Source organism: Phenylobacterium sp., from assembly GCF_037138395.1.
Taxonomy (GTDB): domain Bacteria; phylum Pseudomonadota; class Alphaproteobacteria; order Caulobacterales; family Caulobacteraceae; genus Phenylobacterium.
In genome coordinates this window covers 1-21977 of sequence record NZ_JBAXIM010000012.1, presented here as the reverse complement: position 1 = coordinate 21977, position 21977 = coordinate 1, and the positions used below count along the sequence as shown (strand labels likewise).

24 protein-coding genes are annotated in these 21977 nt (G+C 67.3%); 21 read left to right on the top strand and 3 right to left on the bottom strand.

Translation table 11 applies throughout. The features are described from left to right. The first annotated feature begins 9 nt into the window (after positions 1 to 9). From sdhC to WCJ52_RS01770, 7 genes are all read left to right on the top strand, one after another. A complete protein-coding gene (gene sdhC, locus WCJ52_RS01800; RefSeq protein WP_336901580.1) occupies positions 10 to 411 on the top strand; it encodes a succinate dehydrogenase, cytochrome b556 subunit in 402 nt (133 codons plus the stop codon). Then, on the top strand, positions 408 to 797 hold the full coding sequence (sdhD, locus tag WCJ52_RS01795) for a succinate dehydrogenase, hydrophobic membrane anchor protein (RefSeq protein ID WP_336901579.1): 390 nt from the start codon (positions 408 to 410) through the stop codon (positions 795 to 797). The genes sdhC and sdhD overlap by 4 nt, the downstream gene beginning before the upstream one ends. Positions 798 to 801: 4 nt before the next feature. After that, positions 802 to 2589, top strand: a complete 1788-nt coding sequence (gene sdhA / locus WCJ52_RS01790; RefSeq protein WP_336901578.1) for a succinate dehydrogenase flavoprotein subunit — start codon at positions 802 to 804, stop codon at positions 2587 to 2589. Positions 2590 to 2625: 36 nt separating this feature from the next. Further along, complete coding sequence (locus WCJ52_RS01785) at positions 2626 to 3408, top strand: succinate dehydrogenase iron-sulfur subunit (RefSeq protein WP_336901577.1); 783 nt, start codon at positions 2626 to 2628, stop codon at positions 3406 to 3408. Between the two features lie 73 nt (positions 3409 to 3481). Next, positions 3482 to 4714: an FAD-dependent oxidoreductase gene (locus WCJ52_RS01780; protein WP_336901576.1), complete on the top strand. Its 1233-nt coding sequence runs from the start codon at positions 3482 to 3484 to the stop codon at positions 4712 to 4714. A gap of 24 nt (positions 4715 to 4738) precedes the next feature. Next, complete coding sequence (locus WCJ52_RS01775) at positions 4739 to 5059, top strand: 2Fe-2S iron-sulfur cluster-binding protein (RefSeq protein WP_336901575.1); 321 nt, start codon at positions 4739 to 4741, stop codon at positions 5057 to 5059. A 117-nt stretch (positions 5060 to 5176) separates the two neighbouring features. Continuing rightward, the gene (locus tag WCJ52_RS01770) at positions 5177 to 5947 is read left to right on the top strand and encodes a hypothetical protein (RefSeq protein ID WP_336901574.1); all 771 of its coding nucleotides are present in this window, start codon (positions 5177 to 5179) and stop codon (positions 5945 to 5947) included. A gap of 3 nt (positions 5948 to 5950) precedes the next feature. On the opposite strand, the gene WCJ52_RS01765 is transcribed toward WCJ52_RS01770, so the two are convergent. Then, entirely contained in the window at positions 5951 to 8266 is a 2316-nt protein-coding gene (locus WCJ52_RS01765; protein WP_336901573.1) for a PAS-domain containing protein, read from the bottom strand. Between the two features lie 85 nt (positions 8267 to 8351). On the opposite strand from WCJ52_RS01765, the gene WCJ52_RS01760 reads away from it, so the two are divergent. From WCJ52_RS01760 to mmcB, 4 genes are read left to right on the top strand one after another with little or no spacing between them, the layout of a single operon-like run. Beyond that, positions 8352 to 8906 (top strand): hypothetical protein, encoded by a 555-nt coding sequence (locus tag WCJ52_RS01760; protein ID WP_336901572.1) that lies wholly within the window; start codon positions 8352 to 8354, stop codon positions 8904 to 8906. Next, positions 8899 to 9318 (top strand): metallopeptidase family protein, encoded by a 420-nt coding sequence (locus tag WCJ52_RS01755; protein ID WP_336901571.1) that lies wholly within the window; start codon positions 8899 to 8901, stop codon positions 9316 to 9318. Before WCJ52_RS01760 ends, WCJ52_RS01755 begins: the two co-directional genes overlap by 8 nt. 46 nt (positions 9319 to 9364) lie before the next feature. Beyond that, positions 9365 to 9913 (top strand): lipocalin family protein, encoded by a 549-nt coding sequence (locus WCJ52_RS01750; protein WP_336901570.1) that lies wholly within the window; start codon positions 9365 to 9367, stop codon positions 9911 to 9913. Continuing rightward, the gene (mmcB, locus tag WCJ52_RS01745; protein WP_336901569.1) at positions 9885 to 10358 is read left to right on the top strand and encodes a DNA repair putative endonuclease MmcB; all 474 of its coding nucleotides are present in this window, start codon (positions 9885 to 9887) and stop codon (positions 10356 to 10358) included. The genes WCJ52_RS01750 and mmcB overlap by 29 nt, the downstream gene beginning before the upstream one ends. 23 nt (positions 10359 to 10381) lie before the next feature. On the opposite strand, the gene WCJ52_RS01740 is transcribed toward mmcB, so the two are convergent. Next, on the bottom strand, positions 10382 to 10957 hold the full coding sequence (locus WCJ52_RS01740) for a response regulator (protein ID WP_336901568.1): 576 nt from the start codon (positions 10955 to 10957) through the stop codon (positions 10382 to 10384). A 174-nt stretch (positions 10958 to 11131) separates the two neighbouring features. Between WCJ52_RS01740 and WCJ52_RS01735 the strand changes: the two genes are divergently transcribed. The 3 genes from WCJ52_RS01735 (at position 11132) to WCJ52_RS01725 (ending at position 13870) form a co-directional block, all read left to right on the top strand. Further along, on the top strand, positions 11132 to 11734 hold the full coding sequence (locus WCJ52_RS01735; RefSeq protein WP_336901567.1) for an SCO family protein: 603 nt from the start codon (positions 11132 to 11134) through the stop codon (positions 11732 to 11734). Positions 11735 to 11801: 67 nt separating this feature from the next. After that, positions 11802 to 13067 (top strand): polyhydroxyalkanoate depolymerase, encoded by a 1266-nt coding sequence (gene phaZ / locus WCJ52_RS01730; protein ID WP_336901566.1) that lies wholly within the window; start codon positions 11802 to 11804, stop codon positions 13065 to 13067. Between the two features lie 11 nt (positions 13068 to 13078). Next, positions 13079 to 13870: a SprT family zinc-dependent metalloprotease gene (locus WCJ52_RS01725; RefSeq protein WP_336901565.1), complete on the top strand. Its 792-nt coding sequence runs from the start codon at positions 13079 to 13081 to the stop codon at positions 13868 to 13870. On the opposite strand, the gene WCJ52_RS01720 is transcribed toward WCJ52_RS01725, so the two are convergent. Continuing rightward, entirely contained in the window at positions 13795 to 15813 is a 2019-nt protein-coding gene (locus tag WCJ52_RS01720; RefSeq protein WP_336901564.1) for a PBP1A family penicillin-binding protein, read from the bottom strand. The genes WCJ52_RS01725 and WCJ52_RS01720 overlap by 76 nt on opposite strands. A 144-nt stretch (positions 15814 to 15957) precedes the next feature. On the opposite strand from WCJ52_RS01720, the gene WCJ52_RS01715 reads away from it, so the two are divergent. From WCJ52_RS01715 to WCJ52_RS01685, 7 genes are all read left to right on the top strand, one after another. Then, positions 15958 to 16239, top strand: coding sequence for a hypothetical protein (locus tag WCJ52_RS01715; protein WP_336901563.1), 282 nt, complete (start codon positions 15958 to 15960; stop codon positions 16237 to 16239). Between the two features lie 184 nt (positions 16240 to 16423). After that, entirely contained in the window at positions 16424 to 16978 is a 555-nt protein-coding gene (locus tag WCJ52_RS01710) for a F0F1 ATP synthase subunit delta (RefSeq protein ID WP_336901562.1), read from the top strand. Positions 16979 to 16981: 3 nt separating this feature from the next. After that, a complete protein-coding gene (atpA, locus tag WCJ52_RS01705; protein ID WP_336901561.1) occupies positions 16982 to 18517 on the top strand; it encodes a F0F1 ATP synthase subunit alpha in 1536 nt (511 codons plus the stop codon). A gap of 23 nt (positions 18518 to 18540) precedes the next feature. Further along, positions 18541 to 19410, top strand: coding sequence for a F0F1 ATP synthase subunit gamma (locus tag WCJ52_RS01700; protein WP_336901560.1), 870 nt, complete (start codon positions 18541 to 18543; stop codon positions 19408 to 19410). 18 nt (positions 19411 to 19428) lie between these two features. Further along, positions 19429 to 21000, top strand: a complete 1572-nt coding sequence (gene atpD / locus WCJ52_RS01695; RefSeq protein WP_336901559.1) for a F0F1 ATP synthase subunit beta — start codon at positions 19429 to 19431, stop codon at positions 20998 to 21000. A 5-nt stretch (positions 21001 to 21005) separates the two neighbouring features. Then, on the top strand, positions 21006 to 21266 hold the full coding sequence (locus tag WCJ52_RS01690; RefSeq protein ID WP_336901558.1) for an ATP synthase F1 subunit epsilon: 261 nt from the start codon (positions 21006 to 21008) through the stop codon (positions 21264 to 21266). Positions 21267 to 21351: 85 nt separating this feature from the next. Beyond that, positions 21352 to 21977, top strand: a 626-nt coding sequence (locus WCJ52_RS01685) for a hypothetical protein (protein WP_336901557.1), incomplete at its 3' end; no start/stop codon positions are given.

The following is a 21977-nucleotide window of genomic DNA, read 5'->3' as shown; positions in this document are numbered from 1 at the left end:
GACAGACAGATGACCGGACCCGTTCGAGACCGACCGATGTCGCCGCACCTGCAGGTGTGGCGCTGGCACCTGACCATGCTGACGTCGATCCTCCACAGGGCGACCGGAATGGCACTCTATGCGGGGGCCTTCCTCGTCGCGGGATGGGCCCTGGCCCTTGGCGCCGGACCCGACGCCTACCCGGCCTATATGGACATCCTGGCCTCGCCCCTGGGGCGGCTGGTCCTGGTCGGCCTGACCCTCTCGCTCTTCTACCATCTCGCCAACGGCGTCCGGCATCTGTTCTGGGACGCCGGAATCGGCCTTTCGGTCACCACCTCGACCCAGTCCGGGATCTTGGCCATGGCCTTCTCGGTGGTCGCGACGATCATCGTCTGGGCCATCGGCCTCGGCCATGGAGGCCCCCAATGACTGATCTCAGGACCCCCCTGTCCCGCGCCCGCGGCCGGGGCGCCGCCGGGCATGGCGCCGCCCACTGGGTGGCCGAGCGGGTCAGCGCTATTGCCCTGGTCCCCCTGACCTTCTGGATGATTTACGCCGCCCTCACGATTTCGACGGCCGGATACTCCCAAGCCGTCGCCTTCGTTTCCCAACCGGTGAATGCCGTCCTGATCCTCCTTGTCCTCATCGTGTCTGGCTGGCACATGCACGCCGGTGCCCAGGTGGTGGTCGAGGATTACGTCCACCGGACCCTCGGACGCTCGGCGCTTCTTTTGCTGAACCTGTTCGTCACCGTCCTCGTGACCGCCCTGGCGGTCTTCTCCGTCCTCAAGGTCGCGCTCGGAGGCGCTCTCTGACGTCATGGCCGCTTACGAATTTACCGATCACAAGTTCGACGTCATCGTCGTTGGCGCCGGCGGCTCCGGCCTCCGCGCCGCACTCGGCTGCGCCCAGGCCGGTCTGAAAACCGCCTGCATCTCCAAGGTCTTCCCAACCCGCTCGCACACCGTGGCGGCCCAGGGCGGCATCTCGGCCAGCCTTGGCAATATGGGCGAGGATGACTGGCGCTGGCACATGTACGACACCGTCAAGGGGTCGGACTGGCTGGGTGACCAGGACGCCATCGAATACCTCTGCCGGAACGCCCCCGCGGCGGTTTACGAGCTTGAGCACTGGGGCGTGCCCTTCTCGCGCACCCCGGATGGCAAGATCTACCAGCGCGCCTTTGGCGGCATGACCCGCAACTTCGGCGAGGCTCCCATCCAGCGTACCTGCGCCGCAGCGGACCGCACGGGCCATGCCATGCTGCACACCATGTATGGCCAGTCCCTGGCCCACAACACCGAGTTCTTCATCGAGTATTTCGCCCTCGACCTGATCATGGACGAGGGCGTCTGCCGGGGCGTGACCGCCTGGAAGCTGGACGACGGCACCCTGCACCGCTTCCAGGGCCAGATGGTCATCCTGGCGACAGGCGGCTACGGCCGGGCCTACTTCTCGGCCACCAGTGCCCACACCTGCACCGGGGACGGTGGCGGCATGACCCTGCGCGCCGGCCTGCCCCTGCAGGACATGGAATTCGTCCAGTTCCACCCCACCGGCATCTACGGTGCCGGCTGCCTGATCACCGAGGGTGCCCGGGGCGAGGGCGGCTACCTGACCAATTCCGAGGGCGAACGCTTCATGGAGCGCTATGCGCCCACCGTGAAGGACCTGGCGCCTCGCGACATGGTCAGCCGGGCCATGACCATCGAGATCCGCGAGGGACGCGGGGTGGGTCCGAACAAGGACCACATCCACCTGCACCTCGACCACCTGGATCCCAAGATCCTGGCCGAGCGCCTGCCGGGCATCTCCGAGAGCGCCCGGATCTTCGCCGGCGTCGACGTGACCAAGAAGCCCATCCCGGTCCTGCCGACCGTGCACTACAACATGGGCGGCATCCCCACGAACTTCTACTCGGAGGTGGTCACCCGGGTGGGCGACGATCCCGACCGCGTGGTTCCGGGCCTGATGTCCGTTGGCGAGGCCGCCTGCGTCTCGGTCCACGGCGCCAACCGGCTCGGCTCCAACAGCCTGATCGACCTGGTGGTCTTCGGCCGTTCCGCAGCCCTGCGGGCGGCGGACGTCCTCAAGGCCGGGGCCACCCAGCCCGAGCTGAAGCCCGCCATGTCGGACGGCCACCTGGCCCGCTTCGACCGGCTGAGGTTCGCCGACGGCTCGACGACCACGGCCGCCCTGAGGCTGGAAATGCAGCAGGCCATGCAGGAGGACGCCGCGGTGTTCCGCACCGGCGAAAGCCTCGCTTCCGGCGTGAAGCGTCTTCAGTCTGTTCAGGACCGGCGCAAGGACATCAAGGTGTCCGACCGGGGCCTGATCTGGAACACCGATCTCGTCGAGACCCTCGAGTTCGAGAACCTGGTCGTGCAGGCGGTGGTTACCGTCGCCGGGGCCGCCAACCGCACCGAGAGCCGCGGGGCCCACGCCCACGAGGATCATCCCGACCGGGATGACGCCAACTGGATGAAGCATACCCTAACCTGGATGGACGACGTCACCGGCAAGGTGGTCATCGATTACCGGCCCGTGCACGACTACACCATGACCAACGACATCGCGCCCATCCCGCCCAAGGCGCGGGTGTACTGACGCAGGCCTGCAGACGGAATTCGAGGAAAGAGCCCCATGGTCGAACTCGCCCTGCCGAAGAACTCCCGGGTCCAGAAGGGTCGCCACCATCCGGCCCCCGCCGGCGCGAAGACGGTGAAGTCCTTCCGGATCTATCGCTATGACCCGGAGGGAACCGGCAATCCGCGCTGGGACACCTATGACGTCGACGTCGCCGCCTGCGGCCCCATGGTCCTGGACGTGCTCATCCACATCAAGAACACCATGGACCCGACCCTGACCTTCCGGCGGTCCTGCCGCGAGGGCGTCTGCGGGTCGTGCGCCATGAACATCGGCGGTCGCAACACCCTGGCCTGCATCCACGGGCATGAAGACGCGCATGGGTCGACCTGCCAAATCAGCCCCCTGCCGCACATGCCGGTGGTCAAGGACCTGGTCCCCGACCTGACCCATTTTTATGCCCAGTACGCCTCGATCGAGCCCTGGCTCAAGACCACCACCCCCGAGCCCCAGACCGAATGGTCCCAGAGCCCGGAGGATCGCGAAAAGCTGGATGGGCTCTACGAGTGCATCCTGTGCGCCTGCTGCTCGACCTCCTGCCCCAGCTACTGGTGGAACGGCGACCGCTACCTCGGTCCGGCCACCCTGCTGCACGCCTATCGCTGGCTGATCGACAGCCGCGACGAGGCCACGGGCGAGCGGCTCGATGCCCTCGAGGATCCCTTCAAGCTCTACCGCTGCCACACCATCATGAACTGCGCCCAGGTCTGCCCCAAGGGCCTCAACCCCGCCAAGGCGATCGGCGAGGTGAAGAAGATGATGGCGGAGCGGGTGGTCTGACGTCTGACCGTCCTGCGGCACCCACCGAATTCCGTAAGTTGACGGCCCCGTCACTTTTCTGCAACTGGACCTCATGACCTCTGCAGACGCCCATGTTGTGATCGTAGGGGCCGGCCACGCTGGCGGGACCCTGGCGGCCCTGCTGCGCCAGTATGGCTATGCCGGTGCGGTCACCCTCGTGGGCGAGGAGCCCATCCCGCCCTACCAGAGACCACCCCTGTCCAAGGCCTGGCTGAAGGGTGAGGCCGACGCCGAGTCCCTGGCTCTCAAGCCGCTTGAGTTCTACGCCGGGAACCGGATCGATTTCCGGCCCTCGGTCCGGGGCGTCGGCATTGACCGGGCCCGCAAGGTCCTGGCCCTGTCGGACGGGTCGGATCTCGCCTACGACGTCCTCGTTCTCGCCACCGGGGCCCGCCCGATCCGCCTGCCGATTCCCGGGGCGGACCTCGACGGGGTCCTTGAGCTGCGCACCGCCGCCGACGCTGAAGCCCTGAAGGCCGCCCTCGGTCCTGGCAGGACGATGGCGGTGGTGGGCGGCGGCTATATCGGGCTGGAGGCCGCAGCTTCGGCCCGGGCCCTCGGCGCCGACGCTGTGGTCCTTGAGCGTGAGCCCCGCATCCTGGCCCGGGTGGCTGGCGAGGTGCTGTCGAACTTCTTTCGCCAGGCCCACGAGACCCACGGGGTGCGCTTCCTGACCGGGGCCTCGGTCACGGGCTTCCGCGGCGAGGGCGGCAAGGTGACCGGCGTGGAGCTGGCCGATGGCCAGGTGATCGACTGCGACCTCGCCCTGGTGGGCGTGGGCGCCGTCCCGAACCAGGAGCTGGCCCAGGAGGCTGGACTGGCCGTCAACCGGGGTGTGGTGGTCGACCTGGAGGCCCGGACCTCTGACCCGGCCATATTCGCCATTGGCGACGTGACCTTGAGGCCGATGCCCATCTACGGCCGCGACTTCCGCATGGAGAGCGTGCCCAACGCCCTGGAACAGGCCAAGCAGGTTGCCTGCGCCGTCACCGGGCGGCCCGCGCCGGCGGGGGAGACCCCCTGGCAGTGGTCGGACCAGTACGACATCAAGCTCCAGATCGCAGGCTACAACTTCGATGCCGACCAGTCCCTGGTCCGGGGAGATCCCGCCTCGGGCCACTTCGCGATCTTCCACCTCAAGGGCGATCAGGTCCAGGCGGTGGAGGCGATCAATTCGCCGCCCGAATTCATGATGGGCCGGCAGCTCATCGGCTCCCGCAGGCCGGTGGACAAGCAGAGACTTGCGGACACTTCGGTTTCCATGAAAGAGGTCGCCGCGGCGTAAGCTGGTGAGGCGAGGAAAGAGCATATGGCAAAGATTACCTACATCGAACACGACGGCACTGAGCACGTCCATGACGGCAAGACGGGCCTGTCGGTCATGGAGGTCGCTGTGAAGAACAACGTCCCGGGCATCGACGCCGACTGCGGTGGCGCCTGCGCCTGCGCCACCTGCCACGTCTATGTGGACCCCGCCTGGCTCGACAAGACCGGCGACAAGTCTGCCATGGAGGAGTCCATGCTGGACTTCGCCGAGGGCGTGGAGCCGAACAGCCGGCTGGCCTGCCAGATCAAGATCACCGACGGCCTCGACGGCATCGTGGTCCGCCTGCCTGAAAGCCAGCACTAAGCTCTAATCCGGCCGCAGGTTGCTCAAAAGTCCTGCGGCCCTCAGGGCTTACCGTGGCCTTTGGGCTTACCACGCCGGGCAACCAGCGGATGTTCGAGCTTGCATGAAATCCCGCCCATGCTGCCGTTTGACTCTATCCCGGGTAATATCAGGGATCGTCTGACTTCTGAGGGCGAGGTGTTTATCGACCTCGGCGATGGGGAATTCGGGTGTCGGGGCGTAGGTTTTGATTACGGCGGCAGCCGTTACTTCGTAAAGTTCGCAGTCAGTGAACTCGGTTTGGCCAGCCAGAGCCGCTCGATTGTCGTGCACTCACGGGTGCAGCACCCGACCCTCGTTCCCCTAATCCAGATGCTGGGCGGCGATCAGGGGCCCATCCTTGTCTTCCCCTGGGTAGAGGCCACGACCCTAAGACAGTCCCAGAGGATGCGGCGGGAGCCCCTGAGGGACGTGCTTCGCGCGATCTGTGACGTCATTGACGTTCATGTGGCCATTGAAGCGGCAGGTTTCGTATCCATCGACCTCTATGACGGAAACCTGCTTTACAATGATCGGGTTCACCTGATCGATGTGGACGAATATCAGCCTGCACCCTTCCGGTTGGACGCGCCGAGAACATTTGGCTCGACCCGCTTCAGGGCGCCGGAGGAGTATCACCAAGGCGCATGGCTGGACTCCCGCACCATGGTGTTCCAGCTGGGACGCGCCATGGCGGTTCTGCTGGATCCTCCATCAGGCGACAATCTTGATCGATGTCCCGCCCTTGGGCCGGTCATCGGGCACGCAACCGCGTCTGACCCTGAAGCCAGATACCAGACCGTCGTCGAATTGGCCGTAGGTCTTGGTGACGCGCTCGCGCAAGCTGGCCTGTCACCCGCCTGTTCTTAGAGATCAGAACTCCAGTTCAGGGTGGCCCGCTGCGCCTTCCGCGCGTTCCGGCAGGTGGCAGGTAAAGGTCGCCCCGTCCCCAGGCTCGCTCTCCAGGGCCACCCAGCCGCCATGGAGCTCGACCAGGGCCTTCACCAGGGCGAGGCCGAGGCCCGGCCCGCCCCTTTCGCGACCGACGAAGCGATCAAAGATGTTGGCCTGGACGTGGAAGGGGATGCCGCGCCCGGTATCGGTCACCTGGACCTGGACCTCGCCCAGGGTGCGGCGGGCACCCAGGGTGATGCGGCCGCCCTTCGGGGTCTGGCCCAGGGCGTTCACGATAAGGTGGTCGAGCACCTGCGACAGCCGCCGGGGGTCACCCCGCATCAGGCCGAGATCGTCGGGACATTCCGCCACCAGCCTGACCTGCCCAGCCTCCGCCGCGTCGGACCAGCGTACCGCCGCCGCCTCCAGGAGGCGGGCAACATTCACATCCTCGAGATCGAGCGCCATCTCTCCGGCGTCGATCTGGGCCATGTCGAGGACGTCGTCGATGGACCGGCCCAGATGTTCCGCCGCCTGGCGAATCGCCCCGGCGTGATCGAGCGCTCGGCCGGGCAGTTGCTCGCCGAGCCCCTCCAGCAGTTCGGAATAGCCGATGATCGTCGTCAGCGGCGTCCGCAGCTCGTAGGAGACGTTGCCCACGAAGTCCCGCTTGAGCCGCTCAGCCTCTGCCAGGGCGGCGCTGCGGTCGGCGAGGGCCCGCTCGAGGCGGCGCGCGTCGGTGACGTCGGTGAAGGCGATCAGGGTCGCCCCGTCCGGCAGGGGCCGGGACTGGTGGGCCACGATCCGGCCATCCGAGGTGCGGACTTCGCCGGCGGCGGGTGCCCGGGCGGCGGGGTCGGTGTCGGCCACCCGTCCCTTCATCTCGCGCCAGAATCCCTGGTCATGCAGGCGGGGCAGGCAGAGCTCGACCACGCCCTCGAAGTCCATGACCTCGTCCAAGGCCTGGTGGGGAATATTCCAGAACCGCTCGAAGGCCTCGTTGTGCAGCCGAAGGCGGCCGTCCGATCCGAAGACCGCGACGGCGTCGTTCAGCTTGTCGAGTGTGGCCTGCTGAACCTGGATCAGGCTGTTGTACTGGGCCTTGAGACGTAGCTCGCCAGTGATGTCCGAGAAGAGCAGGACGATGCCGCCGAGGGGGTGGGACTGGCGAACCACCCTCAGGGTGCGGCCGTCCGGCAGGCTCCAGAGCTCATCCGGGGCGGAGTCGAGCTGGCTGTAGCGCTCGAGTTCAGCCGCCTTCCAGCGGGCGTAGTCCGCCGTCTCCGGCAGGCGCCGGCGCTGGCGCAGCCGGTCGAGGACCTCGCCATGGGTTGGCCGCTCGGCCAGCCAGGCCGGCTCGAGGCCGAACATCTCGGCGAAGGCGGTATTGTGGAAGTCCAGTCGCCGGGACGGGGTGAATATGGCGACGGAGTCGGCGATGTGGTTCAGGGTTTCGTCGTGGGCCTCGACATTCCGCCGCAGGGCCTCACGCAGTTCCTCGGCCTCGGTGACATCCTCTGTCCAGACGCCGACGCCACCGCCCTCCAGGGGGCGTGCGGTCAGCCTGAGGGCCCGCCGGCGGCCTCCCAGGCTCACCCAACGCACCAGGTCCCGGCTCTGGGCCAGGTTGGCGGCCTCGATGGCCAGGGCGTCGGCGGCGGGATCCAGGTTGAGGCCCTTTTCAGCCGCCAATTCGACGTCGGTGGCACCGACAGCCTCGAGCCAGGCCGAGTTGGCCCAGACCGGTCGTCCGTCGGCGCTGGCGATCCAGGCCGGCCCGCTGCGGGCGTTGAGGAAGGCTGCGAACCGTGGGGAGGGCGGCAGCCCCCGGGCCCCCGCCGCGCCTGCGGAGAGACGGAGCCAGGCCAGGGCCCCGGCGGCACGGCCCTCCACTGTCACGACCCCCGAGGGCCCGCGCACCTCAAAGCCGCAGCTTTCGCCGCGCTCGAACAGGGCCCGGAGGCGCAGGGCGTGGTCGGGGTCGGCCCGCATCAGGGCCGCCACCACGGCCTGGGGTTCCGCGCCAGTGCCCAGGGCAATGGCGCAGGCGGCGAGGCTCTCATCTCCGGAGGCCAGGAAGGCGCGACCATCCTCGACGGCCAGCAGGGCGGAGTCGAAGGCCTCGGCTGAAGCCTGGGCCGCCTCAGCGCCAGCCTTCAGGGTTTCGATCTCGCCCTCCAGGGAGGCGATCTGCTGGTCCGCCTGGCGCCGGACGCCCAATATCCAGGCACCGGAGCATAGCGCCAGAAGGACGGCGCCGGCCGTGGCGGACAGGATCAGGCCATCACCGGTCATGGGCGGGATCACAGCTTTTCGCCCGGCAGGGGCGAATCATTTTGTCACCATAGGCCGAAGCCTGATTCTGGGCGATGATGTGGCCATGGCGATCCTGTTCTACCCCCTGGCGAACGATGGCGAGTCCGCCCTTGGCATGCCCAAGGGCCACGCGGCCCGGGCCCGGGAGGCCGAGGCCCTGGCGGGGGAGGCGGTGGTCTTCACCTCTGAGCGGGTCGGTCCGTCCTGCCCGACCCGGGAAGCGGCCCTTGAACTCCTGGCGCGGCTCAGCGCCGGGGCACCATCGCCGCCCGATCCCGCCGTGGTCCGGGTCGTGGAGGTCTTTGAAGGTGCGCGACCGCCGCCCCCGGCAAGGCCCTTGTCCGAAGGCGAGCGCCGGTGGCCCGCACCGCCGCCACCGCCGCCTACGGTCTGGCGGCTCCAGGTAGATTTCTGGCGTCCCGTCTCCCATGCGCCGGCTCATCTCCAGGCCCAGGCCCGGCATGTCCGCCGCCGCGGGAGTGTGGAAATCTCCGGGGCCGACCTCAACGCCTTCGCCCGGCAGCCCCTGCGACCGGTGCGACCCCAGCAGCCCCTCGACATCGGCCTCTTCGAGGTCCGCGCGCCAGAGGACCCCGACCGGGTGATTGCCGATGAGTGACGAGGGCGGAGCCCCGGGCCTTATTGCCTCCCTCGCCCCCTCCCTTGATGATATCGCCCGGCTGGCAGAGGCGGCCTTTGTCGAACTCCCGGAGGCCTTCCGCCGGCTGGCGGGGGCGGTGCTCTTCCGGGTGGATGACTTTCCGGATGAGGAGGTCCTGGACGCCCTGGGCATCCAGGATCCCTTCGAGCTCACGGGCCTCTACCAGGGTGTGGACCTCGCCCAGCGGTCGATCCTGGGTCCCGCGCCAGAGTCGTCGTGGATCTTCCTCTTCCGGCGTCCCCTGCTCGACGAGTGGGCCGAGCGGGGAGACGTCACCCTTGCCGAACTCGTAAGCCACGTCCTGGTCCATGAGATCGGCCATCACTTCGGACTGTCCGACGAACAGATCGACCGCATCGAGGCGCGGTGACGGCGGGTATCTTCTCCACCCTGCGGATTCCGGTTAAAGGGGCCCCATGAAAGGCTCCCAACCCTTCCAGTGCCTTCGCGGTGCCCTGATTGTGGTCGCCGTATGCTCCGGACCCGCACCCGCCCTTGCAGTCGACATCCATCCGCCGACCCAGAAGGTCGAGGTCGGGCGCATTGCCGGGCGCTGGTACGAGGTCGCCCGTCTTCCCAACAAGATCCAGAAGGACTGCCAGGGCGGGACCTCTGACTGGTCGCGCACCGCCACGGGCTATTCCGTCATCCAGACCTGCCACCGCGGGACGCTCGCCTCGCCGCCCACCCAGTGGAAGGCCCAGGCCAGGATCTCCAATCCCCCCACCGATGGGCGGATCCGCCTGAGTTATTTCGGTGGCATCCTGAACGTGGAGTACTGGGTCCTTGAGAGCCGGGCCGACCAGGGCTGGCTGCTTCTGGGCACTCCGAACGGCCGCTTCCTCTGGCTCGTGGCCCAGAAGCCTGTCCTGAGCGCAGCGGCCCGGAACCATGCCATCAGCCGTATCCGCCAGCTTGGCTATGACGTCGCCGCCCTTGAATTTCCCCTCCCAGCCCATCACTGATCCCGCCGCAGCGACGCGGCCAGAGGTCACTGCGGCGGTGACCCGGGGTGCCGTGCGCGCCCTCAGGGGCCTGGGGTATGTCGCCCTCGCCGAGGTCACCCTGCCCAATGCGCGCCGGGCGGACCTGATGGCGATTTCCCCGCGCGGGGAACTGTTCATTGTCGAGGTCAAGTCGTCGATCGAGGACTACCGGGTGGACCGGAAGTGGAGGGACTACCTGGACTTCTGCGACCGTTTCGCCTTCGCCGTAGCGCCGGAATTCCCCCAGCACGTCCTGCCTGACGACCCGGGCCTGCTGGTCTGCGACGGATTTGGCGGCGTCCTGGTCCGCGAGGCGCCGCTCTCCCCCCTCGCCGGGGGCCGGCGCAAGGCCCTGACCATTGCCTTCGCCCGCCTGGCCGCCCTGCGCGCCGGGGGCGTGCTGGCCGTCAATCTCGAGATCTGAGGCCGAGGTCTCAGTTAGCTGATTTAGCGGGGCGCCCGCTTGGCCAGGATCCGCTGCAGGGTCCGCCGGTGAAGCCCCAGCCGGCGCGCCGTCTCCGAGACATTGCGGCCACAGAACTCGTAGACCCTGTTGATGTGTTCCCAGCGCGCCCGGTCGGCGGTCATCGGCCGCAGGACCAGGCCGGCAGGCGGCGCCTGCCCCAGCAGGGCCGAGGTCAGGTCGTCCAGATCTGCCGGCTTTGTCAGGTAGTCAGCCGCCCCAAGCCGGATGGCGGGGACGGCGCTCGCAATGGCGCCGAAGGCGGTGAGCACCACCGCCCGGGCGTCAGGCCGCCGGCCAAGAAGGAGCTCGATCAGGGACAGTCCGGTTCCGTCTACAAGCCGCATTTCCAGCACGGCGAAGCCGGGTGCATGCGCCTCAATGAGGGTCGACGCCTCGGCCAGGCTGCCCGCGCAGGTCACCTGGAAGCCGCGCGCCTCCAGCCCCCTGGCCGTACGCAGGGCGTGAAGCGCGTCGTCGTCCACCAGGAGAAGCTCGCCGAGGACCTCCAGAGGCTCGGCTTCTGCCGTATCGGTCGCACTGGTGTCGGGAGTACTCATGAGCGTCGCTCGCAGGACCAGACCTTAGGGAATCCTCGCAATTCGCCTTCCCTGGCGCAAGTCGCCTCATGCTGCCAGATCCTGTTCCGATAAGTGGGAACCGGCTCTCAGTGCTGGAACCGTTGGGGCTTTCCTTGTAGTCCGGCGGTTCCTCCTGAGGACGGAAGGCCCGGCATGTCTCTGAAGTGGATCCTGCGCGGGATGGTCGCCATCCTCGCCGTGGCGGCAGTGGCCCTCGTGGCGGTGCAGATCGGTGCGCGTCGGCCACCGCCGTCCGCGGTGGCGCAGGGAGGGCCAGGCGGTCCTTTCAGCCTGGTGGATACCTCTGGCAGGCCCTTCACCCAGGAAGACCTCAAGGGCCGCTGGAACATCATCTTCTTCGGCTTCACCTTCTGTCCGGACGTCTGCCCCACGACCCTGGATACCCTGGGGCGGACCCTCGACCTCTTGGGCAGGGACAAGGACAAGGTCAGGATCATCTTCGTCTCGGTGGACCCCGGGCGCGATACTCCGGAGAAGTTGGGCGCCTACCTCGCGAATCCGGCCTACCCCAAGGGGGTCGTCGGCCTGACCGGGACGCCCGAACAGGTCGCGGTCGTCGCCCGTGCCTACAAGGTTTTCTACCAGAAGGAAGGCGAGGGCGACGCCTACCTGATCAACCATTCCTCGATCAGCTACCTCATGGATCCGTCCGGGCAGTTCGCCCGGGTCCTGCCCTACGGTATGTCGCCCGAGGACCTCGCCGGCCAGATCCGCGATGCCATTAAGCGGGGTTAGGGAAGCAAGGCTGGACATCCGCGCCGCATAGGCGTGTTATGCTGCGGTGCAACATTAAGGGTTGGCCATGCTCTATACCCTATACGAAGGCGGTTACTATGCTGCCGCGCCGCTCCGGTCGGCCGCTCGCGCCACCCGGGCCTACTGGAACTCGCCGCTCAACCCCGCCCGGGAGACCCCTGTGGGGCGTCGGCTCTTCGCGTCCGCGGACCTCTTCTCCAACCTTACCCGCCGCTATGGCCGGCCCGAGTGGGGGATCGACAGCGTCCGGATCGGCGAGGTCGACGTCCAGGTCCGCCAGGTGCAGGTCTGGGCCGACCCCTGGGTCCGCTTGACCCACTTCGCCCGCGATCCCCTGGATCTTCGCCGCGCTGGACGGACGGCGGCCGAGCCTGCGGTGCTGATCGTGGCGCCGCTCTCCGGCCACTATGCGACCCTGCTCCGGGATACGGTCCAGACCTTCCTGCGGGACCATGAGGTCTACATCACCGAATGGTCGAACGCGCGGGACGTTCCGCTCCTGGAGGGCCGGTTCGACTTCCACGACTACCTCGATCATATCAGGACCCTGCTCCGCCGGCTTGGGCCCCGCTGCCACGTGGTCGCCGTCTGCCAGCCGGGACCGGCTGTCCTGGCTGCCGCCGCGCTCATGTCCGAGGACGGAGAGGACGCCCGTCCGGCGTCCATGACCTTCATGGGATCTCCCCTCGACGCCCGGTTCTCGCCGACGGTGACCAACAAGCTCGCCGAGGAGCGCCCCTTCGCCTGGTTCAAGTCGAACATGATCAGCACCGTGCCCATGCCCTTTGCGGGGGCGGGCCGCAGGGTCTATCCGGGCTTCGTCCAGCTTTACTCTTTCATGTCGATGAATATGGATCGTCACCAGGACGCCCACCTTAAGTACCTTCAGGATTTGATGGATGGTGACGGGGACTCCGCCGACAAGCACCTGGAGTTCTACGACGAATACCTCTCGGTCCTAGACCTGACCGAGGAATTCTACCTCCAGACAGTCGACATCGTCTTCCAGAAGTACCTCCTGCCCCGGGGTGAACTTGTGCATGACGGTCGGGCTGTCCAGCCCTCTGCCATCACCGACATCGGCCTCCTTACAGTCGAAGGGGAGCTCGACGACATTTCCGGCATCGGCCAGACCCAGGCCGCCCACGCCATGTGCTCGGGCCTGCCTGATGACCTGCACGCGGACTATATCCAGCCGCATGTGGGGCATTATGGGGTCTTCAACGGCCGGCGCTTCCGTGAAGAGATCTATCCCCGGGTGGCAGCCTTCATCGCCCGGCAGGAAGCCCGGGTCACCGGTTCGGCGGGCTGAGGCGACCGGGGATGTTCCGCTTCGGGCGCTCGTCTGCCGACGGCGACCTCATCGAGGTGGAGGGCCTGCCCGTTCGGTTACGGGTCAACCCGCGGTCCCGGCGCATCGCCCTTCGCCTCGACCGGGCCCGGGGAGAGGTCATCGCCACCGCGCCAGACCTGCGGGGCCTCGCCGAGGCCGCACGCTTCGCCCGTAGCCGGGCGGACTGGATCCGGACGCGCCTGGCATCGACACCCTCGCCGTCGCCCCTCGTCCCGGGCGTCGAGCTCTCTGTCTTCGGTCGGACCTGCCGGCTGATGGCGGCGGAAGGCCGTACGCGCCTCGTCGACGCCGCCGACGGCGCCCTGGAGCTCCACGCTTCAGGAGATGGAGAGGTCTTCGCCCGCGCGGTGGTGCGCACCCTGAAGCGTGAGGCCCTGACCGGCTTCCGGTCGCTGACCGCCAGGCACTGCGAAGCCCTGGGGGCGCCGCTTCCTACGGTCTCCGTCAACGACGCCCGCACCCGCTGGGGGTCCTGCTCCCCGGCGCGGGGGGCGTCGCCGCCTTCGGTCCGTTACGTCTGGCGCCTGGCCCTCGCGCCGGCGCCGGTGGCCGACTACGTCGCGGCGCATGAATGCGCCCACATACTCCAGCCCAATCACGGGCCAGCCTTCTGGGCCCTGGTCCGGAACCTGGTCGGTGATCCTGCGCCGCACCGGGAGTGGCTGAGGCGCGAGGGGCCTCAGCTTCACGCCCTCGGGGCCCCCGGGTCCGGCGTCGTGGCTGCGGGTGCGGCCTGTGGGGACGGCGGGACCGGCGCCTGAACCGGGGCTTGTCCCGGGGCCGGGGCCAGTTCCGCGCCGGGCCTGGCAGGGGGCGAGACCGGGGCGTCCAGAAGGTCCCCGATGGGGTCTCCCCTGGCGGCAGGCGGTGCCAGCCCCCCCGGGATGGGCTCGGCCCTGAGCCTTGGCAGTGTCCGCGACATGAAGCCCTGCCAGACCCCTGCGGGCGCGCCCCCCCCTGTGACCTTGCGCATGGAGGTGTTGTCATCCCGGCCGAGCCAGACCGCGGCGACAAAGCCGCCGGTGTAGCCGACAAACCAGGCGTCCCTGTAGTCGCTGGTCGTGCCGGTCTTACCCGCCAGATCGTATCCGGCAACCCGGGCCCGGGTCCCTGTTCCGGCGGAGATGACCTGGCGCAGCATCTGGTTCATCTGCGGCAGGGCGGGCGAGCCGATGACCTGGGTGCGCGCTGGCCGGGCCACCGAGCGGTCATAGAGCACCTTGCCCCCTGCGGTCCGCACCCGCTCGATCGCCCAGGCGGGTGCCAGGAAGCCGCCATTGGCGAAGGGCGCATAGGCTTGTGCCATCTCAAGGGGGCTGACCTCGACGGCACCCAGGGCCATGGAGGGGTCGAGCTGGATCGGCGAACGGATCCCGAGGCGGCGTGCAGTGGCTGCCACATTCCCGGTCCCAACCTCGTTGGCGAGCCTGGCCGCGACGGTGTTCACGGACTGGGCGAGGGCGGTCTGGAGCGTGATCGGGCCCAGGAAGGTCCCGGCGTAGTTCTTGGGCTCCCAGGAGCCTATGCGGATGGCCTCGTCGACCACCGGCGTCTCGGGCGTCCGGCCGCGCTCGATGGCGGTGAGGTAGACGAAGGGCTTGAAGGCCGATCCCGCCTGCCGCCGGGCCATGGCGGCGCGGTCGAACTGGCTGTCCTCGTAGTCGATTCCGCCCACATAGGCGCGGACCCGGCCCTCGCCGTCGAGCGCCACAAGGGCGCCCTGCTGCACGCCCTGGCCCCGGGCTCCGGCGATGCCCGAAGCCAAGGCCTGCTCGGCTGAAATCTGTATCGGCAGATCCAGGGTCGTCTCCACGACGAGGTCCTCTGTCGGCTCACCGACAAGCCTTCGGACCTGGTCGTCTACCCAGTCCGTGAAGTACTGGGCCCGCTGGCTCGCCAGGGTGGGATTCACCCGTACTGGTATCCGGATGGCTTCCGCCCTCTGCTGGGGCGTGATGGCGCGGGAGCGCACCATCTCGTCGAGCACCACCGTCGCCCGACGGGCCGCGCGGTCCGCCGACGAGACCGGGCTGTAGCGGGAGGGCCCCTTCATCATGCCGGCCAGGAGGGCGCTCTCGCCGAGGGTCAGCTGTTCGGCGGGCTTGCCGAAATAGCGCTGGGAGGCCGCCTCGATCCCGTAGGCTCCGGCGCCGAAATAGACCCGGTTCAGGTAGAGGGCGAGGATCTCTTTCTTGGTGAACTTCGTCTCCAGCCAGACGGCCAGCACCAGCTCCTGTGCCTTGCGGCGATAGGTCTGGTCCATGGTCAGGAAGAGGTTCCTGGCCAGCTGCTGGGTGATGGTCGATCCGCCCCGGAGGGGACCGCCCCTGTGGGTCAGGTTGTACACCTGGCTCCGGGCAATGCCCCAGGGGTTGAAACCGTAGTGCCAGTAGAACCAGCGGTCCTCGATGGCGACGAAGGCGGCGGGCACGTAGGGCGGCAGCTTCTCCAGGTCGACGGGAGGCGCGTACTGGCTTCCCCGCACGGAGACCAGGGAGCCTGACCGGTCCAGGTAGGAGACCGAAGGCTGCCGGCGAGGGGCGCTCAGGCTTGAGGTGTCGGGCAGGTCGGAGGCGAAGACCGCGAGGAAGGCCAGGGCGAAGATGAGGCCCCAGACGCACAGTACGGCGCTCCAGTAGACGAGACCCTGGAGGAAGGATCGCCTCCGCCGGGGTGGCCCCTCTCTGGAGTCGGATCTGGCCATGGCCGTGGGTCTCCGGACCGGTCTGCGCCCCCCGCGCCGAGCCGCCTGAGGCATACATCAGGCCAGTGACTCGCGCGACTGGATTGCGCCGGTCGCCCGAAAGCCCCTTTTCATCCCCGCCGGGCCTTGGCATGAGGCCCGGCCATGAGACAGGACGTCACCCAGGTCACACCCGTGCCGCCCGATCCCGCAGGGGTCGCCGCCATCATTCAGGCACGGCTATCGGAACTCGCAGGAAGCGGGCTTCGCGCCGTTTCCCTTTCCCTCGACTTCGGGCCTGCCTGGGGATCGGCGCAGGCGGGCGAACTCGAGGCGTGGGTCGACCGCCGCACCCGGAGCCTGGCCTTTGTGAGGGCCCGCCTGTTGGCCTCCGACGGTCGCATGATCGCCGTCGGCTCCGGCGTCTTCAGCCTTCCCGCAGCGTGATGGGGGTTCGGCCTTGCGCCTTCGGTTGCGGCGCCGAAGGCCACATGATAACAGACGCGCGGCTACCAGCTGGGGGTCCTGAAAGGGACCTGCGGCGTATGTGCTTTTCCAAGCGCTTTTAAGCCTTTAGCTGTCGGAACCCTCTTCCGACGTCTGTGACACACGCATCGGGCGGGCGGAGCAAGTGGCGGACGATTCCAGGACTTCAGATGTGGGCGACCGTTACGCCCGGGCCCTGTTCGATCTTGCGAACGAAACCGGGACCCTTCCGGCGGTCGCGGCCGACATCGCGGCCCTGCGCCGGATGCGCGCGGACTCGGCTGACCTGAGGTCCCTTCTGGCGTCACCCGCCTTCACCGCCGCGGACAAGGCCAGGGCCCTGGCCGCCCTCGCTGACAAGGCGGAGCTCTCAGAGACCACGCAGAAGTTCCTCGGCCTCCTGGCGGGTAATGGCCGCGCCGCCGCCCTGCCTGACGCTGTCGCCGCCTTCGAGGCCCTGCATGCTGACGCCCGGGGCGTCGTCGCCGCCGTGGTTACGACTGCCGCCCCGATGACTGCCGCCCAATCCAAGGGCGTCGCCGAGGCGCTCCGGGCCGCCCTCGGCAAGGCCCCCGAGATCGAGACCCGGGTCGATCCTGCCCTTCTCGGCGGCATCCGCGTCCGGGTCGGTTCCAAACTCTTCGACGCTTCGCTTCGCTCGAAGCTCGATTCCCTCAAGTTCGCCCTCAAGAGAGCGTAAGCCATGGATATCCGCGCCGCCGAAATCTCGGCCATTCTGAAGTCCCAGATCGCCAACTTCGGCCAGGACGCCGACGTGTCCGATGTCGGGCAGGTCCTGTCCGTCGGGGACGGCATCGCCCGGGTCTTCGGCCTGGATAATGTCCAGTCCGGCGAAATGGTCGAGTTCACGAAGGCGGGGGTGAAGGGCATGGCCCTGAACCTCGAGCGCGACAATGTCGGGGTCGTGATCTTCGGCGAGGACCGGGCCATCGCCGAGGGCGACGAGGTCCGCCGCCTCTCCGAGATCGTGGACGTGCCGGTGGGCCGGGGCCTGCTAGGCCGGGTCGTCAACCCCCTGGGCGAGCCCATCGACGGCAAGGGCCCGATCAAGAACGTGGCCGAGCGCCGCAGGGTGGACGTGAAGGCGCCGGGCATCATTCCGCGGAAGTCCGTGCATGAGCCCGTGCAAACCGGCCTGAAGGCCATCGACACCCTGATCCCGGTCGGTCGCGGTCAGCGCGAATTGATCATTGGAGACCGGCAGACCGGCAAGACCGCCGTGGCTATCGACGCCATCCTGAACCAGAAGTCGATCAATGCTGGCGATGACGAGAGCGCCAAGCTTTACTGCATCTATGTCGCCATCGGCCAGAAGCGCTCGACCGTCGCCCAGATCGTCAAGACCCTGGAAGAGCGCGGTGCCCTTGAATACACCATCGTCGTCGCCGCGACGGCGTCCGAGCCGGCCCCGCTGCAGTTCCTGGCCCCCTTCGCCGGCTGCGCCATGGGCGAGTGGTTCCGGGACAACGGCATGCACGCCGTCATCATCTATGACGACCTGTCCAAGCAGGCCGTCGCCTATCGCCAGATGTCCCTGCTACTGCGCCGCCCGCCGGGCCGGGAAGCCTATCCGGGCGACGTCTTCTACCTGCATTCCCGCCTGCTCGAGCGCGCCGCCAAGCTCAATGAAGAAAATGGCTCCGGCTCCCTGACCGCCCTGCCGATCATCGAGACCCAGGCCAACGACGTGTCGGCCTACATCCCGACCAACGTGATCTCCATCACCGACGGCCAGATCTTCCTGGAAACCGATCTGTTCTTCCAGGGCATCCGCCCCGCCGTGAACGTCGGCATCAGCGTGAGCCGGGTGGGTTCCTCCGCCCAGATCAAGGCCATGAAGACCGCCGCCGGCCCCATCAAGGGCGAACTGGCCCAGTATCGGGAACTGGCCGCCTTCGCCAAGTTCGGCTCTGACCTCGACGCGACAACCCAGCGCCAGCTGGCGCGCGGCGAACGCCTCACCGAGCTTCTGAAGCAGCCCCAGTATTCGCCGCAGACCGTCGAAGAGCAGGTTGCGGTCATTTACGCCGGCACCCGCGGCTATCTCGACGGCATTCCGACCGCCCAGGTCGGCCGTTATGAAGCCGAACTGCTTTCCTTCCTGCACGGCAAGCACCAGGCGATCCTGGATGCCATCCGTACTGAGAAGGCACTCAGCGGTCCCCTCGAAGACCAGCTGAAGAGCGCCCTTGCAGCCTTCACCTCGACCTTCGCCTAAAGAAACGGCGGAGTTTTCAGGAGATGGCCAGCCTCAAGGAGATGCGCAATCGGATCAAGAGCGTGGAATCCACGCAAAAGATCACGAAAGCACTGCAAATGGTCGCCGCCGCCAAGCTGCGACGCGCCCAACAGGCCGCTCAGAGCGCTCGCCCCTATGCCGAGCGCATGGCTTCCGTCATCGCCAATCTGGCGGCGGGCGTGTCTGGCGACGGGGCACCCAAGCTCCTCGTCGGCACCGGCCAGGACTTAAAACAACTGGTTATCGTCGCCACCTCTGACCGCGGTCTTGCAGGCGGTTTCAATTCCTCCATCGTCCGCATGGCCCGGGAACGGATCTCCACCCTCATTGCCGAGGGCAAGGATGTGAGGATCATCACCCTGGGCAAGAAGGCGCGGGATCAGCTGAAGCGCCTCTATGGCGATCGGTTCGTGGAAAGCTTCGAGGTGGGGGCGAGCCCCTCCCTGGCGGTCGCTGAAGCCGTCGGCCAGAAGGTCGCCGCCATGTTTGAGGCGGGTGAGGTTGATGTGGTCTCCCTGGCCTATTCCAAGTTCAAGTCCGTCGTTATCCAGACCCCGACCTTCCAGCAGATGATACCTGCCCAGGTCACCGGATCCGGTGTCGTCGATCTTCAGGGCGCCAGTTATGAATACGAGCCGGACGCAGAGGACATTCTCGAAACCCTCCTGCCGCGCAACCTCAACGTCCAGGTCCTGTCGGCCATGCTGGAAAATCAGGCCGGCTTCTTCGCCGCCCAGATGACCGCCATGGACAATGCCACCCGTGCTGCCGGCGACATGATCGCCGCCCTTAACCTGCTGAAAAACCGTACCCGCCAGGCGCAGATCACCAAGGAGCTGATCGAGATCATCTCCGGCGCCGAGGCGCTCTAACCTAGAGAGTCCGAAACCATGGTTACGACCCCCAGGGCCCCTGCGAAGACGGCCACCGCCACGAAGGCTCCCGCCAAGGCCGCTGCGCCAAGGCCGGCAAAGGCACCTGCCGCTCCGAAGGCCGCTGCCCCGAAGTCCGCCGTCGCGAACGGACGGATTGTCCAGGTCATTGGCGCTGTCGTGGACGTTGAGTTCGTCGGTCACCTGCCGGCGATCCTGAACGCCCTGGAGACCTCCAATACCGACCAGCGGACCGGCAAGCCCTTCCGCCTGGTTCTGGAAGTCGCCCAGCACCTGGGTGAGAACACGGTCCGCACCATCGCCATGGATACGACCGAGGGCCTGACCCGCGGTCAGGACGTGGTCGATACCGGTGCCGGCATCACCGTTCCGGTGGGCCCGGCCACCCTGGGCCGCATCATGAACGTGATTGGCGACCCGATCGACGAAGCCGGTCCGATCGCCACCACCTTCACCAGCCCGATCCACCGGGAAGCTCCGTCCTTCGCCGAACAATCCACCTCTGCCGAAATCCTGGTGACGGGGATCAAGGTCGTCGACCTGCTCTGCCCCTACACCAAGGGCGGCAAGATCGGCCTGTTCGGCGGCGCGGGCGTGGGCAAGACCGTGACCATGCAGGAACTGATCAACAACATCGCCAAGGCTTACGGCGGTTATTCGGTTCTGGCCGGCGTGGGTGAACGCACTCGCGAAGGCAACGACCTCTATCACGAGATGATCGAGTCCAACGTGAACGTCGATCCCCGCAAGCATGGCGGTTCGACCGAAGGGTCCAAGTGCACCCTGGTCTACGGCCAGATGAACGAGCCCCCCGGCGCCCGGGCCCGGGTCGCCCTGACGGGCCTCGCCCAGGCTGAGTACTTCCGCGACCAGGAGGGTAAGGACGTCCTCCTGTTCATCGACAACATCTTCCGCTTCACCCAGGCGGGCTCCGAAGTGTCGGCACTCCTGGGCCGCATCCCCTCGGCCGTGGGCTACCAGCCCACCCTGGCTACCGAGATGGGCAACCTTCAGGAGCGGATCACCTCGACCAACAAGGGTTCGATCACCTCGGTCCAGGCCATCTACGTGCCTGCCGACGACCTGACCGACCCCGCGCCAGCCACCTCCTTCGCCCACCTGGACGCCACCACGGTGCTCAGCCGCGACATCGCCGCCCAGGCCATCTTCCCCGCCGTGGACCCGCTGGACTCCACCTCGCGGATCATGGACCCCCTGGTGATCGGCGAAGAGCACTACCTTGTGGCGCGGCGGGTCCAGGAGACCCTGCAGCAGTACAAGGCCCTGAAGGACATCATCGCCATCCTCGGCATGGATGAGCTGTCCGAAGAGGACAAGCTGACGGTCTCCCGCGCGCGGAAGATCCAGAAGTTCCTGTCCCAGCCCTTCCACGTGGCCGAGCAGTTCACGAACATGCCCGGCATATTCGTGAGCCTCGAGGACACCATCCGCTCCTTCAAGGCCCTGGTAGACGGCGAGTACGACCACCTCCCCGAGGCCGCCTTCTACAATGTCGGCACCATCGAGGACGCCGTGGCCAAGGCCGAGCAACTGGCCTCGGAAGCCTGATCGGCATGGCGGGCAAGCTGCAATTTTCGCTGGTGTCTCCGGAGCGTGAGCTCTTTTCCGGAGAGGTCGACCAGGTGGACGCACCGGGCTCGGAAGGCGACTTCGGTGTCTTGCCCGGGCATACGCCCTTCATGACCACCCTGCGGGAGGGGCAGATTCGCCTCTACAGGGGCGGACAAGTCACGACATTCGAGGTGCGCGGCGGCTTTGCCGACGTCACCCCGGCAGGTCTTACCGTACTGGCGGAGTCTGCAGTCGAGGTCTAGCCAGGCGTCACGATCCAGACAAAATGGTCTGACAAACCTGAACCGTCAGGTTTGAGCGACCGAGGATACGAGTCGAGGAAACAATATGCGCAACGTCGTCATGACCCTCGTCGCCGCTTCGGCGATCGCCCTTCCGGCCCTGGCCCAGGCCATTCCGGCTCCGCCAGTGCCTGCGGCCCCTCCGGCTGTCGCCCTCCCGGCGGCTCCGGTCGCCGCCGCTCCGGCCGCCGCGCCCGCGGTCGTGGAGACCCTTCCCACCGATGGGGAGATCGGCCAGATCCTCAATGTGATCCAGACGGTCTGCGTGCCCCTCGTGCGGGGCGGCCAACTGGCCAAGCTCGCCACTCCGGCCGCCGGCTTCAAGCGCAACAAGAAGGAAGGCGGCTTCACCCAGACCCTCGTGGCCAAGCCCTATACCCTGACGGTGTATGAACCCGGCTCGAACAAGGAAGTCTGCCGCGTGGGCATCAACTACACGAGCGGCGGCGAGAAGCCGATTCTCCTGGGCCTCGACAAGTTCGCCTACCTGAACCAGCCGCGCCTGCGTCTCCAGCGCGAGAACAACTACATCCCGCCGACCGACTTCATGCGGGTCACGAGCTCCTGGGAGTACTTCACCGACAAGGAGTCTACGGGCCTGGTCTTCGTCCAGCTCAAGAAGCCGGATGGAACCGAGGTCAACCCCAAGTGGGGGATGGGTGAAATCCTCTA